General features: G+C 72.0%; 11 protein-coding genes. 3 read left to right on the top strand and 8 right to left on the bottom strand.

Annotation, left to right across the window (positions count from 1 at the left end):
* Positions 1 to 2: 2 nt before the first annotated feature.
* Together ACZ3KP_RS09850 and ACZ3KP_RS09845 are read right to left on the bottom strand one after the other, a co-directional pair.
* Positions 3 to 3,221, bottom strand: coding sequence for a tetratricopeptide repeat protein (locus tag ACZ3KP_RS09850; protein WP_467497893.1), 3,219 nt, complete (start codon positions 3,219 to 3,221; stop codon positions 3 to 5).
* Between the two features lie 90 nt (positions 3,222 to 3,311).
* Complete coding sequence (locus ACZ3KP_RS09845) at positions 3,312 to 3,704, bottom strand: hypothetical protein (RefSeq protein ID WP_467497891.1); 393 nt, start codon at positions 3,702 to 3,704, stop codon at positions 3,312 to 3,314.
* A 187-nt stretch (positions 3,705 to 3,891) separates the two neighbouring features.
* On the opposite strand from ACZ3KP_RS09845, the gene ACZ3KP_RS09840 reads away from it, so the two are divergent.
* Both ACZ3KP_RS09840 and ACZ3KP_RS09835 read left to right on the top strand, forming a co-directional pair.
* Complete coding sequence (locus ACZ3KP_RS09840; RefSeq protein ID WP_467497890.1) at positions 3,892 to 4,491, top strand: ArsR/SmtB family transcription factor; 600 nt, start codon at positions 3,892 to 3,894, stop codon at positions 4,489 to 4,491.
* Complete coding sequence (locus ACZ3KP_RS09835; RefSeq protein WP_467497888.1) at positions 4,472 to 6,502, top strand: thioredoxin domain-containing protein; 2,031 nt, start codon at positions 4,472 to 4,474, stop codon at positions 6,500 to 6,502. The genes ACZ3KP_RS09840 and ACZ3KP_RS09835 overlap by 20 nt, the downstream gene beginning before the upstream one ends.
* A gap of 16 nt (positions 6,503 to 6,518) precedes the next feature.
* Here ACZ3KP_RS09835 and ACZ3KP_RS09830 read toward each other — a convergent pair whose 3' ends face one another.
* The 4 genes from ACZ3KP_RS09830 to trhA form a co-directional block, all read right to left on the bottom strand.
* Positions 6,519 to 7,241 carry a Mut7-C RNAse domain-containing protein gene (locus ACZ3KP_RS09830; RefSeq protein WP_358978572.1) on the bottom strand — a complete coding sequence of 241 codons (723 nt, stop codon included), beginning with the start codon at positions 7,239 to 7,241 and terminating at the stop codon, positions 6,519 to 6,521.
* Between the two features lie 32 nt (positions 7,242 to 7,273).
* Positions 7,274 to 7,915 carry a TetR/AcrR family transcriptional regulator gene (locus ACZ3KP_RS09825; protein WP_467497886.1) on the bottom strand — a complete coding sequence of 214 codons (642 nt, stop codon included), beginning with the start codon at positions 7,913 to 7,915 and terminating at the stop codon, positions 7,274 to 7,276.
* Entirely contained in the window at positions 7,912 to 9,483 is a 1,572-nt protein-coding gene (locus tag ACZ3KP_RS09820; RefSeq protein WP_467497884.1) for an MFS transporter, read from the bottom strand. The genes ACZ3KP_RS09825 and ACZ3KP_RS09820 overlap by 4 nt, the downstream gene beginning before the upstream one ends.
* Before the next feature lie 129 nt (positions 9,484 to 9,612).
* A complete protein-coding gene (gene trhA, locus ACZ3KP_RS09815; protein WP_467497882.1) occupies positions 9,613 to 10,329 on the bottom strand; it encodes a PAQR family membrane homeostasis protein TrhA in 717 nt (238 codons plus the stop codon).
* A gap of 353 nt (positions 10,330 to 10,682) precedes the next feature.
* Between trhA and ACZ3KP_RS09810 the strand changes: the two genes are divergently transcribed.
* On the top strand, positions 10,683 to 12,506 hold the full coding sequence (locus ACZ3KP_RS09810) for a phosphoenolpyruvate carboxykinase (GTP) (RefSeq protein WP_358978564.1): 1,824 nt from the start codon (positions 10,683 to 10,685) through the stop codon (positions 12,504 to 12,506).
* 429 nt (positions 12,507 to 12,935) lie between these two features.
* Here the strand turns inward: ACZ3KP_RS09810 and ACZ3KP_RS09805 are convergent, their stop codons facing one another.
* Together ACZ3KP_RS09805 and ACZ3KP_RS09800 are read right to left on the bottom strand one after the other, a co-directional pair.
* Complete coding sequence (locus tag ACZ3KP_RS09805; protein ID WP_360563888.1) at positions 12,936 to 13,343, bottom strand: SCO4983 family protein; 408 nt, start codon at positions 13,341 to 13,343, stop codon at positions 12,936 to 12,938.
* Between the two features lie 89 nt (positions 13,344 to 13,432).
* The gene (locus tag ACZ3KP_RS09800) at positions 13,433 to 14,644 is read right to left on the bottom strand and encodes a pyridoxal phosphate-dependent aminotransferase (protein ID WP_467497880.1); all 1,212 of its coding nucleotides are present in this window, start codon (positions 14,642 to 14,644) and stop codon (positions 13,433 to 13,435) included.
* Positions 14,645 to 14,715 lie beyond the last annotated feature (71 nt).

Here is a 14,715-nt window from a genome sequence, read left to right as displayed (position 1 = left end):
CGTCACCCCGCACCCGGCACCGGCACCCCCATCACCTCACGGGCGTGCCGGCCGGGCACCATGCCCAGCCGCCAGGCCTGCCAGCCGGACTCCAGGCTCACGCCACGTTCCAGAAGCAGCCCGTACGCCGTGACGTACCCCGTCAGCTTCTCGTCGCGCAGCGGATGCCCGGCACGGGCGAGCTGCGCCAGGTCCTCCTGGGCGACCGCGGTCCCGACCTCGGTCCCGCCGGGCGCCGCGTAGGGGAGCAGGGTGCAGCGCAAGAAACGCGCCCAGTCCTCGCCACGGCGGTCGCCGTACGACGCGAACAGGGCGACCGCCTCGTCGCACAGGTCCAGCGCCTGCCCGGCGCGGGCGTTGCCGGCGTCCACGACGGCCAGCTCCAGACAGGTCCACGCCTCGCCGTGGGCGACGCCGATCCGCTGGAAGTCGGCGCGGGCGTCGACGAGCAGCTGCCGGGCGAAGCCGGAGTTGCGCAGCGAGCCGGTCTGCGCGGCCCGCTGGTCACGGGTGACCCGGGCCGAGTGGTGCCGGGCACAGGCCAGGCCGTACACGTCCCGCATCCGGGAGAACATCGTCCGCGAGCGCTCCAGCTCACGCACCGCCCGGTCCAGGTCGCCCGCCTCCTCCAGAGCCTGGCCCAGGTAGTACACGGTCCACGCCTCACCCCGCGCGTCCTCGTTGTCCCGGTGCCGGTCCGCGGCCGCGCGCAGCCCGTCCACCGCCGGGGACGTGTCACCGGCCACCAGCCGGGCCCGCGCCAGCTGGGTCAGCGCCCAGGCCTCACCACGGGCGTCCCGGGTACGGCCGTAACGGTCCAGCGCCGCCCCCAGCTCCCGCTCCGCCCGCGGCACGTCCCCCAGCCGCAGCGCCAGCTGCCCCAGCTGGAAGTGCGCCCACGCCTCGCCGTGCACCGAACCGCCCTCGCGGTGCAGGACCAGCGAACGGGTGAGCAGGTCCAGGGACTCCGGCAGCCGGGCCCGGTCGCGCTGCACCGCCGCCAGCGCGTGCATCGTCCAGGCCCGGTCGGTGGCCAGCTCGGGGGCGGCCTGGAGGTCCAGCGCCTCCTGGAGCCTGGCCGCCGCCTCGGTCAGCTGGCCCTGGTGGTGCAGGGTGATCCCGAGCGAACACAGCGCGCGGGCCGCGCCGGCGTCGTGGTGCGCCTCCCGGTAGAGGTCGACGACCGAGGCGAGGGTGGTGCGGGCCTTGTCCAGCTCGCCCAGCTGACGGGCCGCGATACCCGTGCGCCACTGCACGGAACGGACCATCAGCCCCTGGTCCACGCTCTGCGCCAGCTCACTGATCTCGCCCAGCCGGTACAGGTCGCCCCGCAGCAGGCAGTAGTCGCACAGGGCGCCCAGCAGGTTCTGCACGGCCCCCTGGTCCACCCCCTCGGCGTGCCGGAGCGCCGCCGTGATGAAACTCGACTCGTCGTCCAGCCAGCGCAGCGCCTCGTCGAGCGAGGTGAAGCCGTGCGGGCTGAACCGGTCCGAACGCGTCGACATGTTGCCGTCGACCAGACGCAGCACGGAGTCCGCGAGCTCCGCGTAGTTCACGATCAGCCGCTCCTGCGCGGCCGTACGGTCGGCCGGCTCCTCCTCGTCCACGAGACGGGCCTGCGCGAACGAGCGGACCAGGTCGTGCAGCCGGTAGCGGCTGCCGCGGACATGGTCGATCAGACCGGCCCCCGCCAGCGCCACCAGCTGACGGGTCGCCTCCGCCTCGTCCGTGGCCAGCAGAGCGGCCGCGGCCGCCGCGCCGAGCGAGGCCCGGCCCGCCAGCGCCAGCCGCCTCAGCAGCCGGCGCCCCGTCTCCGACTGGTCCGTGTAACGCAGCCACAACGCCCGCTCCACCGGTCCCACCGGCCCGTACGCGCCGAGATCCGCGGCCAGCCGGGCCGGTGAACGCGACCCCGGCGGCGCCCCAGACCCCAGCGACGAGCCCGCGATCCGCAGCGCCAGCGGCAACCCGCCGCACAACTCCCGGATCCGCTCCGCCGACTGCGCGTCGTACGGCCCCGCCGCGTCCTGCGCCGCCGCGTCGAGCAACTCCTCCGCGCCCGCCGCGTCCAGCGCGGTCACCGGCAACCGGTGCACCCAGGCCGGCAGATCGGCCGGCAGGTCCAGCTGCTCCCGGGCGGTCACCAGGACCAGGCTGTCGGAACGCTCCGGGACCAGCGTGCGCACCTGCTCGGCATCGCAGGCGTCGTCCAGCACGATCGTCACCGGCAGACCCGCGAGGTGCTGGTGGTACAACTCGCCCAACCGCTTGACCTGCTGGTCCGGTGAGGAACGCTCACGGAACAGCAACTGCTCGCGCGGCGCGCCCAGCCGGTTGAGCAGATGCAGCAGGGCGTCCCTGGTGGACAGCGGCGGCTCGTCCCCGCTGCCCCCGCGCAGATCCACCACCACCGCCCCCCGGAAGAGATCCTTCAACTCGTGGGTGGCCCGCACCGCGAGCGCCGTACGGCCGGAGCCGGGCTCACCGTGCAGGACGACGACCGTCGGACGGGTCTCCGTGGCGGCCCGCGCGGCCTGCGCCCACTGCCGGATCCGCGCCAGCTCCTGCTGCCGGCCGGCGAACGGCCCCGCCGGGGCCGGGAGCTGATCGAACGACTGCTGCAACACCGTTCGCCTGCGGGCCGCCGCGCTCTTGTCCGTGCCGCGCAGCCCCGGACCCTGCTTCTTCGGTCCCGTGGCGGCACTGAGCACCCGCTGCTGGTCGAGGAACGGACGGATGCCGCGCACCTCCAGCGCGGTCAGCCACTGCAGCCGCAACTGCTCGGTCCCCCCGGGCTGCCCGGCCGCACCCGCGCGGTGGTGGGCGGCCGGCAGATGGGAACCGGCGACCTTGACGACGGTGGCGGCGGCGCCGACCACCCCGACGACCACGCCCGCGCCGAACGCCGTACCCGCCCCGGTGCCCAGGGAGAGGTCCGCGACGGTGGCGGCGACCGCCGCGACGGCCGCGACCAGCAGGGGAGTTCCGCCGCCCTCGCGCGCGTAGCGCTGGCCGAAGCTCTGCCGGCCCGCCTCCGTCTCGTCCAGCGCGTCGGTGTACGAGGCGTACTCCTCGGCGGCCGACTGCGCCATGGTCTCCAGGCCGGCGCGTGCGCGGGACAGGAGCAGCTGCCCGTCGACGCGGCCGCCTGAGCGGCGGACCTCCTCCTCCACGGCCCGTACCAGCAGCCGGTCGGCCTCCGCCCGGTGGGCGTCCCGCATGTCCCGTCCCCCTCCTGCGGCAACTCCGTTGCCTACGAGTGTCCTTCGGGGAAGGCGAAGTTGCGAGAGGGCCGGATCGTCCGGGGCCCGTCAGCCCCGGACGACGGGTTCGCTCCCCCGCCCCCTGGACAACGCGAGGAACACGCACGCCACGGCCAGACCCGCCTCCGCCACCGCGCTCGCGAGTGCCTCCACCAGCGCCCGGCCCACCGGCGACGTCGTTATGTCGAACCACGCGTCCAGGACGGCCACCGACGCCGTCGCCGAGGCGGTGAGGCGGGCCCGCGCGTCACCGCGCAGCCCCAGCACCGCCGTCGCCGCGCAGCCGGCCGCCATCAGCACGTCGAGACCGATCCACGCCAGTGACCAGTGGTGCACCTCGGTACTGGCCGGCAACGTCACGGCCAGCACCACCATCCACGGCACGAGCAGCACGGCGGAGGAGCCGAGCAGGATCAGTGCCCACCGCTTCGTCCGTTTCATCAGCCGCGCCCTCGTCGTAGTCACCTCTGCCAACGCGATCGCCCCCCCGCCCTGTTCCGTCAATCGGTTGTCCCGCCCGTGGCGGACCATTCCGCATGCCCCCACGCTAGACCGCAGAGAAAGCTCTGCAAAGAAAATTCGGCAGACATCGGGGACGGCTCAGGGTTCTCAGGGTTACCGTGACCGCATGACCGACGGCACGCCCGAGACGCCCGGGCTGACCAGCCTGGAGCGCACCGCCCTCTACAAGTCCCTCGGCAACCCGCTGCGCCGCCGCATCCTCGACTACCTCGGCCGGCACGGTGAGGCCAACTCCACCGTGCTCGCCCGCGAACTCGGCGAGAGTTCCGGCACCACCAGCTACCACCTGCGCAAACTCGCCGAGCAGCGGCTCATCGAGGAGATCCCGGAGAAGTCGGCGGGCCGCGAGCGCTGGTGGCGGAACCTGCCCTTCAGCCACATCACGCCCGACCCGGCGGCCATGACGCACGAGGAGTACGCCGCGGCCGAACAACTCGCCCTGCTGAAGATCGAGCTGGACACCCGGCTGTTCCGCCGCGCCCACCAGGAGTACCGGGGCCCGGACGGCTGGGCCCAGGTCCAGCGCACCGGCACCTGGATGACCAAGGACGACCTCCACGCCTTCGTCCGCGCCTACCAGGACCTCCTGAACCGCTACGGCCACCCCGACAACGCCGTCCCCGAGGGCGCCCGCCGCGTCGACGTGCGCCTCTACGCGGCCCCGGACGCCGTGGGAGAGTGGGAGAGTGAACCGACTGGCCCATGAGACGTCCCCGTACCTGCTCCAGCACGCCGACAACCCCGTCGACTGGTGGCCCTGGTCGGCCGAGGCCTTCGAAGCGGCGCGGACCGCCAACAGACCCGTCCTGCTGAGCGTCGGGTACAGCTCTTGCCACTGGTGTCATGTGATGGCTCACGAATCCTTCGAGGACCGGGCCACCGCCGACTTCCTGAACGAGCACTTCGTCAGCGTCAAGGTCGATCGTGAGGAGCGGCCCGATGTGGATGCCGTCTACATGGAGGCCGTGCAGGCCGCCACCGGGCAGGGCGGCTGGCCCATGACCGTCTTCCTCACCCCCGACGCCGAACCCTTCTACTTCGGGACCTACTTCCCGCCCGCCCCGCGGCACGGCATGCCCTCCTTCCGGCAGGTGCTGGAAGGCGTGCGGAGCGCCTGGGCCGACCGGCGGGACGAGGTCGCCGAGGTCGCCGGGAAGATCGTCCGTGACCTCGCCCAGCGCGAGATCAGCCACCAGGGCTCCCGGCCGCCCGGCGAGCAGGAACTCGCCCAGGCCCTGCTCGGCCTCACCCGTGAGTACGACCCGCAGCGCGGCGGGTTCGGCGGCGCCCCCAAGTTCCCGCCGTCCATGGTCATCGAGTTCCTGCTGCGCCACCACGCCCGCACCGGTGCCGACGGCGCGCTCCAGATGGCCGCGGACACCTGCGAGCGCATGGCCCGCGGCGGCCTCTACGACCAGCTCGGCGGCGGCTTCGCCCGCTATTCCGTCGACCGCGACTGGGTCGTGCCGCACTTCGAGAAGATGCTCTACGACAATGCCCTGCTGTGCCGGGCGTACGCCCACCTGTGGCGGGCCACCGGATCGGAGCTCGCCCGCCGGGTCGCCCTGGAGACCGCCGACTTCATGGTCCGCGAGCTGCGCACCGGCGAGGGCGGGTTCGCCTCCGCCCTCGACGCCGACAGCGACGACGGGACCGGTAGGCACGTCGAGGGCGCGTACTACGTCTGGACCCCCGCGCAGCTGCGCGAGGTCCTCGGCGACGACGCGGACCTGGCCGCCCAGTACTTCGGCGTCACCGCGGAGGGCACCTTCGAGCACGGGCAGTCCGTTCTGCAACTCCCGCAGCAGGAAGGCGTGTTCGACGCGGAGAAGATCGCGTCCGTGAAGCGGCGGCTGCTCGCGGCGCGCGCCGGGCGCCCCGCCCCCGGCCGGGACGACAAGGTCGTCGCCGCCTGGAACGGCCTCGCCGTCGCCGCGCTCGCCGAGACCGGCGCCTACTTCGACCGCCCCGACCTGGTCGAGGCCGCCGTCGGCGCCGCGGATCTCCTCGTACGACTGCACCTGGACGACCACGCCCGCCTCACCCGCACCAGCCGGGACGGCCGGGCCGGTGCCAACGCGGGTGTGCTGGAGGACTACGGGGACGTCGCCGAAGGGTTCCTCGCCCTCGCGTCCGTGACCGGCGAGGGCGTCTGGCTGGACTTCGCCGGCTTGCTGCTCGACCAGGTCCTGGCCCGCTTCACCGACCCGGAGAACGGCGCCCTGTACGACACCGCGTCGGACGCCGAGCAGCTCATCCGCAGGCCCCAGGACCCGACCGACAACGCCGCCCCCTCCGGCTGGACCGCCGCCGCGGGCGCCCTGCTGGGCTTTGCCGCGCACACCGGCTCCGAGCCCCATCGCACCGCCGCGGAGCGGGCGTTGGGTGTCGTCAGGACGCTCGGGCCGCGGGTGCCGCGGTTCGTCGGCTGGGGGCTCGCCGTCGCCGAGGCGCTGCTCGACGGGCCGCGCGAGGTCGCGGTCGTCGGGCCGGACGCGTCGGACGCGGCCACGGCCGCCCTGCACCGCACCGCGCTGCTCGGCACCGCGCCCGGCGCGGTCGTGGCGGTGGGGGCCGTGGGCAGTGACGAGTTCCCGCTGCTCGCGGACCGGCCGCTGGTCGGCGGTGCGGCGGCCGCGTACGTCTGCCGGAACTTCACCTGTGACGCCCCGACCACCGACCCTGAGCGGCTGCGAGCGGCGCTAGAAGGCGGCTGAAGGCGGCCGGGAGGACTCAGGCGAACTCGGCGAGGGCGCGTGCCACGATGGCCTCCAGCTGCTGGTGGTGCGCGCCCTTCCAGTAGGCGCGCCCGCACTCCTCGCACCGGGCGAAGACGTCGTACGACTTCTGCGTCCCGCCCTTGAGCTGCTCCGCCACCTCGTCCTTGGTCGCCGGGCGGAGCAGGCCGTTGCAGGCCGTGCAGCGGGTCCACGGGCGGAGGGCGGGGGCGAAGCGGGCCAGGACGTCGTGGAGCTGGTCGTCGGGGCTGGTGCTGTAGACGTAGGCGCCGGCCCAGAGTTCGCGGCGGCGCAGCAGGCCCCGGTCGCGGCTGAGCAGCACCCGTCGCTCGGCGGCCGAGCGGGCCGCGAGGGCCGGGTCGCCGATGTCGGTCGACTCGTACGCGGTGTCCACGCCGAGCAGGCGCAGGCGGCGGGCCAGGGTGCCGAGGTGCACGTCGAGGAGGAAGCGCAGCGGGGCGCCGGGGACGGGCTGGGGGCGGCCGACCGGGTGCACGGTCACCCGCTCGCCGTCCGCCGGGATGTGGCCGACGGGGACCTCGACGCCGTCCACCACCAGGGTGCCGACCTCGGTCAGCGGGACGCCCAGGGACTCGATCACGTGGCCGAGGGTGGAGACTCCGTCGACGGCGAGCGGATGGCTGCCGGCGCGGCGGGCGTGCGGGACGAACAAGGCCAGTTCGGGGGCGACTTCGACGTGGATCTCGGCGGCGTTCACGTGGTCAGGATGGCACGCGGGCGGCGGTGACCTCAGTGGTTTTCCGGGGGCAGGCCGTGGCCGATGACGTTCAGGGCGCGGTCGACGAGGGCGTCGAAGTCGGCCTCGTGGCCGTTCTCGGCCCAGTACATCGAGGTCTCCATGAGGCCGCCGATGATCGACATGGCGTAGACCCGGACCTCCAGGCTGTCCGGGTCGCGGCCGGTGCGCTCGCCGATGGCCTGGCAGAGCATGCGACCGGTGGCCGACATGCTCTCCAGCATCCGCGAACGCACCGCGGGGACCTCGGTCATCAGTCTGGTGCGGAGCCGGGAGACCCGCAGGGGCTCCTTCATGCCCAGCTGGACCGCCCGGTGCAGCACGTACCGGAGGGAGTCCGGCCACGGTTCGTCGGCGGGCCGGGTCCGCAGCTCCTCCAGCATGAGCGGGTCGTACTCGTCCGTGAGGACGATGTCCTCCTTGGTCGGGAAGTACCGGAAGACGGTGGACGGCGACACCTCGGCCCGCTCGGCGATCTGCTCGACCGTCGTGGCGTCGTACCCCTGCTCCTCGACCAGCGTGTACGTCGCGGAGCGGATCGCCTCGCGGGTCTTGATCTTCTTGCGTTCGCGCAGTCCGAGCCGGGGGTTGTCGGCGGGGGGGTAGGAGGTGTCTGGTGCCGTCATGCCGGTCATTCTCCGGCATCGACCGTGGTGGGGGCCACGGCCGGGGTGTCGCCCCCTTCGGTACGGCTCACGGCGGTGGGTGCCTCGGGCAGCAGGGCGGCGGCCAGCAGCGCGGTCACGAGCGAGGCGATCCCGCATACCAGCAGGACCAGGCCCATGCCGTGCACGTAGGAGGCGTTCGCGGAGTCGGCCAGCCGGGCCGAGCCGGTCCGCGCGGCGACCAGGTGGGCGGCGACCACCGACTCGCCGGCGGTGTGGCCGAGCGGGGCGGGCAGGCCGGTGGTGTTCAGGCGGTCGCGGAAGGCGCCGGCCAGCAGGCTGCCGAGGAGGGCGATGCCGATGGCGCCGCCGACCTGGCGCTGGGTCATCAGCAGGCCGGAGCCGCTGCCGGCCCGGTCCGCGGGGAGGGCGCCGAGCGCGCCGTCCATCGACGGGACGACGGAGAAGCCGAAACCGAGGCCCGCCGTGGAGAGCCACAGCGCGGTGAAGCCGTAGCCGTCGTGGACGCTCGTACGGCTGCCGAGGAGGGCGGCGAAGGCGAGGACGACCAGGCCCGCGGAGACCACCGCCCGGGCTCCGAAGCGTGCCACGAGGGGCTGGGCGCCACGGGCGGCGACCATCAGGCCGCCCATCATGGGCAGCATGCGCAGGCCGGTGCCGAAGGCGTCGTTGCCGAGGACCGCCTGGAGGTAGGGCGGCAGGACGAACATCAGGCCGGAGAGGACGAACATCACGAGGGTGGCGGCCAGCGCGTTCAGCAGGAAGCCGCGGCGGGTGAGCAGCTCCATGTCGAGCATGGGGCGCTCGACCCGGCGTTCGCGCACCACCAGGGTCCCGATGAGGACCACGTCGAGCGCGAACAGGACGAGGACCAGGGGGTCGCCCCAGCCGCGGTCGGGGGCCTCGATGATGGCGTAGACCAGGACGCCGAGGCCGGTCGCGGTGAGCACGGTCGACAGCGCGTCGACCTTCGGGGAGGCGGGGTCGCTGGTCTCGGGGAGCAGGAAGACGCAGGCGGCGACGCCGATCGCGGCCATCGGCACGTTGACCAGGAAGACCGAACCCCACCAGAAGTGGTCGAGCAGCCAGCCGCCGATGATCGGGCCTAGCGGCAGGCCGAGCGCGGAGGCGGCCGAGACGACGCCGACGGCCCGGGTGCGCTCGCCCGGTCCGAACAGCGAGGGCAGCACGGACATCGCCAGCGGCATCACCAGGGCCGCGCCGACGCCCATCACCGTGCGGGCGGCGACCACCCAGGTCACGTCGTCGGCGACGGCGCCCACCACGGAGCCGACGAGGAAGATCACGAGGCCGGTGACGAGCATCCGGCGGCGGCCGAAGCGGTCGCCGAGCAGGCCGGCCGGGAGCATCAGCGAGGCGAAGACGACGACGTACGCGTCGGCCATCCACTGCTGCTGACCGGTGGTGGCGCCGAGCTGCCCGGCCATGGTCGGCAGCGCCACGTTGAGGATCGTCGTGTCGAAGCCGAGCACCAGCATGCTCGCGACCAGGGCGCCCAGGGCCCACCAGCGGCGGGGGTCGGGACGTGTCTCGTCCAGCGGAGTGACAGTAGGCATGAAATGAGAGTAACTCTCAAAATCTAGTCAGTGTCAATGCATGGTCGGTGTCAGGATGTGAATCCCGGTGTCAGGACAGCAAAAAGGCCACGGCTCGAGAGCCGTGGCCTTGCGGGGAGGGCGGTGGGGCTATGCGTGCTGGTACGCCACCAGCGAGATGCCGACGTAGTGGACGACGAACGCGGCCAGCGTGAGCGAGTGGAAGACCTCGTGGAACCCGAAGTAGCGCGGTGACGGGTTCGGGCGCTTGATGCCGTAGATCACGCCGCCCGCGCTGTAGAGCAGGCCGCCGACGATCACCAGGACCAGCACGGCGATGCCGCCGGTGCGCATGAAGTCGGGCAGGAAGAAGACCGCCGCCCATCCCATCGCTATGTAGCAGGGTGTGTACAGCCAGCGGGGTGCGCCGACCCAGAACACCCGAAAGGCGATGCCCGCGGCCGCCGCGCCCCAGATGCTCCACAGCAGCCACCGGCCCTTCGCCCCCGGCAGCAGGAGCAGGGTCAGGGGGGTGTAGGTGCCCGCGATGATCAGGAAGATGTTCGCGTGGTCGAGTCTGCGCAGGATGCCGTCCATGCGCGGGCTCCAGTCGCCCCGGTGGTACAGCGCGCTGACGCCGAACAGCAGGCAGGCGGTGAGCGCGTAGATCCCGCAGGCGATCCGGCCGCGCGGTGAGTCGGCGAGGGCGGTGAGGACGAGACCCGCGATGAGCGCGGCCGGGAACATGCCCAGATGCAGCCAGCCGCGCAGTTTGGGCTTGACGTGGTGCGACAGGGACGAGAGCGCGGCGGGACCGAGGCCGGCGGCCGGCGGGTCCGTGGGCGCGTCGGGTACGGGCGCAGTCATGGACCAAATCGTACCTACGGGACCGTAGGTTACGCGTCAGTCCCGGCCGGTGCGCTACCAGGAGTGGCCATCATCTCACGCGGCCCTCACGCGTGTGTGGGCGTGTGCAAAAAGATCTCCAGTTGAACTCAACGTGGACGCAAAGAAACGCAGGAAAACACGGAAACCGTGGCCTTCCTCACGTCGCTCATCTGTGACCCCCTCTGGACAGATGGGAGATCGAGTCGGAGGATCAAATGAGTGCAGTCGGCACCGGATGAGCGGCTACGAAGCGTCCGGGTCGCAGCCCCCACGGGGCAACAAGGCCTTCCAGCAAGGCCACAAGATCCAAAATCCCTCATTTAGGAGCAATCGTGGCGCGCGACATCGCGGCTCCCCCCGTCATCCCCACCCACCATCAGGAACTGATCTCGTGGGTCAACGAGATCGCCGAACTGACCCAGCCGGACAGCGTGGTCTGGTGTGACGGATCCGAGGCCGAGTACGAGCGACTGGCAGAGGAGCTCGTGGCGAAGGGCACCTTCAAGAAGCTCGACCCGATCAAGCGCCCCCACTCGTACTACGCGGCCTCCGACCCGACCGATGTCGCCCGGGTCGAGGACCGCACGTTCATCTGCTCCGAGCAGGAGAAGGACGCGGGCCCGACCAACCACTGGAAGGATCCCGCCGAGATGCGCGAGATCTTCTCAGGGGAGAAGGGTCTGTTCCGCGGCTCGATGAAGGGCCGGACGATGTACGTCGTCCCGTTCTGCATGGGCCCGCTCGGCTCCCCGCTCTCCGCGCTCGGCGTCGAGATCACCGACTCCGCGTACGTCGCGGTCTCCATGCGCACGATGACGCGCATGGGCCAGGCGGTCCTCGACGAACTCGGCGACGACGGCTTCTTCGTGAAGGCCGTGCACACCCTCGGCGCCCCGCTGGAGCCGGGCCAGGCCGACGTCCCGTGGCCGTGCAACAGCACCAAGTACATCTCGCACTTCCCCGAGTCGCGCGAGATCTGGTCCTACGGCTCCGGCTACGGCGGCAACGCCCTGCTCGGCAAGAAGTGCTACGCCCTGCGCATCGCCTCCGTCATGGCGCGCGACGAGGGCTGGCTGGCCGAGCACATGCTGATCCTCAAGCTCACCCCTCCCCAGGGCGAGTCCAAGTACGTCGCCGCCGCCTTCCCGAGCGCCTGCGGCAAGACCAACCTCGCCATGCTGGAGCCCACCGTCTCCGGCTGGACCGTGGAGACGATCGGTGACGACATCGCCTGGATGCGGTTCGGCGAGGACGGCCGTCTCTACGCGATCAACCCCGAAGCCGGCTTCTTCGGCGTCGCGCCCGGCACCGGTGAGCACACCAACGCCAACGCGATGAAGACGCTGTGGGGCAACGCGGTCTTCACGAACGTCGCGCTCACCGACGACGACGACGTCTGGTGGGAGGGCATGACGGAGGAGCTCCCGGCCCACCTGACCGACTGGAAGGGCAACGACTGGACGCCGGACTCCGAGACCCCGGCCGCCCACCCCAACGCCCGCTTCACCGTGCCCGCCGCGCAGTGCCCGATCATCGCGCCGGAGTGGGAGGACCCCAAGGGCGTGCCGATCTCGGCGATCCTCTTCGGCGGCCGCCGTGCCAGCGCGGTCCCGCTGGTGACGGAGTCCTTCGACTGGAACCACGGCGTCTTCCTCGGCGCCAACGTGGCCTCCGAGAAGACCGCCGCCGCCGAGGGCAAGGTCGGCGAACTGCGCCGCGACCCGTTCGCGATGCTGCCGTTCTGCGGCTACAACATGGGCGACTACATGGCCCACTGGATCGACGTGGCCAAGGACAAGGACCAGTCCAAACTGCCGAAGATCTACTACGTCAACTGGTTCCGCAAGGACGACGAGGGCAAGTTCGTCTGGCCCGGCTTCGGCGAGAACTCCCGGGTCCTGAAGTGGATCGTGGAGCGGCTGGACGGCAAGGCGGACGGTGTGGAGACGCCGATCGGCGTGCTGCCCACCCGGGACGCCCTCGACACCGACGGGCTCGACCTGTCCGACAGCGACCTCGACTTCCTGCTGACCGTCGACAAGGAGGTCTGGCGCGAGGAGGCCTCGCTGGTACCGGACCACCTCAACACCTTCGGCGAGCACACCCCGAAGGAGCTGTGGGACGAGTACCGGGCGCTGGTCGAGCGCCTGGGCTGAGCAGTCCCTGCCAAAGACTCCGCGGCCGGTCCGGATGCCCTGACCAGCGATCGTCACGACCGGCCGCGGTGTGAACCGGCGAGGCCGCGCACAACGGCGTGTGCGGCCGACAGGCCTGCCGCCACCCGCCTTCGTCCGCCCCGACGGAGGCGGAGGCGGCAGGCCTTCGCCTGTTTCCTCGGCCGCCCCTCTCCTGGCCGAGGTGGACCTGCCGCCGACCGTGACGGACCGCCTGACCGAACTGAGGGACCTGCACACGGCGTTGGTGTCCGTCCAGCGTGCCGAAGTCCTCGCGCCCCTTGCTCAACTGCGCCGAGGGCGTCGGGAAGTCCGGCAGCGGCGGTCCGGCGAGGGCGAGGTGGCAACCCGGTCCGCGCGCCGCTGTCTGTGCGCGCGGACCGGGGCCGTTCGAGGGGGGCGGTACGGGGGTCAGCCCGCCGTCGTGAATTCCGCCGCCGCCGTGTGCGCGTCCATGCGCTCCGCCGCGAGGATCGCCGCCGCGGTGTCGGCCCGGGAGGCGGCGACCACCAGGGCGCGGCCCGCCAGTGCGTGGGCGCGCTCGTGGAGTGCGGCGGGCCGCCGGTCCGCCGTCCGGGCCGTGCGGACCGGGGTGCGTCCGCCCCGCAGTCGGGTCACCTGCTCGGCCAGCCGGGTCGCGGCGGCGTCGAGGTCGGTGGACGGCGTGAGGGAGCGCAGCTCGTCCGTGACGGCGAGCAGTGCCGCGAGGTGTCCCGCGAGCTGGATGTCCAGCTCCTCCTCGCGTGTGCGGTGCGGGAAGTCCGAGGGGGCGTCGGCCATCGTGCTGTGCACCGACTTGCTGCGGATCGGCTCATACATGGGAGATGGCCTCCTGTGTCCTGTCAGGAAGCCATCCTAGCTTAGATCTCGTCTAAAGTTGACCCGGTTCACGGACGGTGGTCCGGCGGCTACGGCTGGCCGTACCCGTCCAGGAACCGTCCGATCCTGGTGATCGCGTCCCGCAGGTCGCCGACCGACGGCAGGGTCACCACCCGGAAGTGGTCCGGCTCCGGCCAGTTGAATCCGCTGCCCTGGACGACCATGATCTTCTCCCGCCGCAGCAGGTCCAGGACCATCTGCCGGTCGTCCTTGATCTTGAAGACCTGCGGGTCGAGGCGCGGGAAGAGGTACAGCGCGCCCTTGGGGCGCACGCAGCTCACGCCCGGGATCTGGGTGAGCAGGTCGTAGGCGAGGTCCACCTGCTCCTTCAGCCGCCCGCCCGGCAGGACCAGGTCCTTGATGGACTGCCGGCCGCTGAGCGCGGCCACCACCCCGTGCTGCCCCGGCATGTTGGCGCACAGCCGCATGTTCGCGAGGATCGTCAGCCCCTCCAGGTAGGAGTCGGCGTGCGCGCGGGGCCCGGAGACGGACATCCAGCCGACCCGGTAGCCCGCCACCCGGTACGCCTTGGACATGCCGTTGAAGGTGAGCGTGAGCAGGTCGGGGGCGACGGCGGCGGTCGGCGTGTGGGTGGCGCCGTCGTAGAGGATCTTGTCGTAGATCTCGTCCGAGCAGACCAGCAGGTTGTGCCGGCGGGCGATGTCGGTCAGGCCCTTCAGCATCGCCTCGTCGTACACCGCGCCCGTCGGGTTGTTCGGGTTGATGATGACGATCGCCCGGGTGCGGTCGGTGACCTTGCGCTCGATGTCGGCGAGGTCCGGCATCCAGTCCGCCTGCTCGTCGCAGCGGTAGTGCACGGCCGTGCCACCGGAGAGCGAGACGGCGGCGGTCCACAGCGGGTAGTCCGGCGCCGGTACGAGCACCTCGTCGCCGTCGTCGAGCAGCCCCTGCATCGCCATCACGATCAGCTCGGAGACGCCGTTGCCGATGAAGACGTGCTCGACGTCGGTCTCGATGCCGATGGTCTGGTTGTGCATGACGACCGCCCGGCGGGCGGCCAGCAGGCCCTTGGCGTCGCCGTAGCCGTGCGCGGTGGAGACGTTGCGGAGGATGTCCTCCAGGATCTCCGGCGGGCACTCGAAGCCGAAGGCGGCCGGGTTCCCGGTGTTCAGCTTGAGGATGCGGTGTCCCGCCGCCTCGAGCCGCATCGCCTCCTCGAGAACCGGGCCGCGGATCTCGTAACAGACATTGGCGAGCTTGGTCGACTGGATCACCTGCATGCCGGTGAGCTTACGGCCCGGTAACGCCCGCCGTGCCGTGTTTCCCACCACGTGAGACACGGACGAGGGAC

This window comes from Streptomyces sp. NPDC020958 (assembly GCF_055562175.1).
The sequence above is the reverse complement of the archived record's forward strand: the minus strand, read 5'-3'. Positions and strand labels throughout refer to the sequence as shown.

Coding starts and splice junctions, on each gene's coding strand:
- ACZ3KP_RS09850 (WP_467497893.1), bottom strand. CDS start 3,221: ATGCGGGACGCCCACCGGGCGGAGGCCGACCGGCTGCTGGTACGGGCC.
- ACZ3KP_RS09845 (WP_467497891.1), bottom strand. CDS start 3,704: ATGAAACGGACGAAGCGGTGGGCACTGATCCTGCTCGGCTCCTCCGCC.
- ACZ3KP_RS09840 (WP_467497890.1), top strand. CDS start 3,892: ATGACCGACGGCACGCCCGAGACGCCCGGGCTGACCAGCCTGGAGCGC.
- ACZ3KP_RS09825 (WP_467497886.1), bottom strand. CDS start 7,915: ATGACCGGCATGACGGCACCAGACACCTCCTACCCCCCCGCCGACAAC.
- ACZ3KP_RS09820 (WP_467497884.1), bottom strand. CDS start 9,483: ATGCCTACTGTCACTCCGCTGGACGAGACACGTCCCGACCCCCGCCGC.
- trhA (WP_467497882.1), bottom strand. CDS start 10,329: ATGACTGCGCCCGTACCCGACGCGCCCACGGACCCGCCGGCCGCCGGC.
- ACZ3KP_RS09805 (WP_360563888.1), bottom strand. CDS start 13,343: ATGTATGAGCCGATCCGCAGCAAGTCGGTGCACAGCACGATGGCCGAC.
- ACZ3KP_RS09800 (WP_467497880.1), bottom strand. CDS start 14,644: ATGCAGGTGATCCAGTCGACCAAGCTCGCCAATGTCTGTTACGAGATC.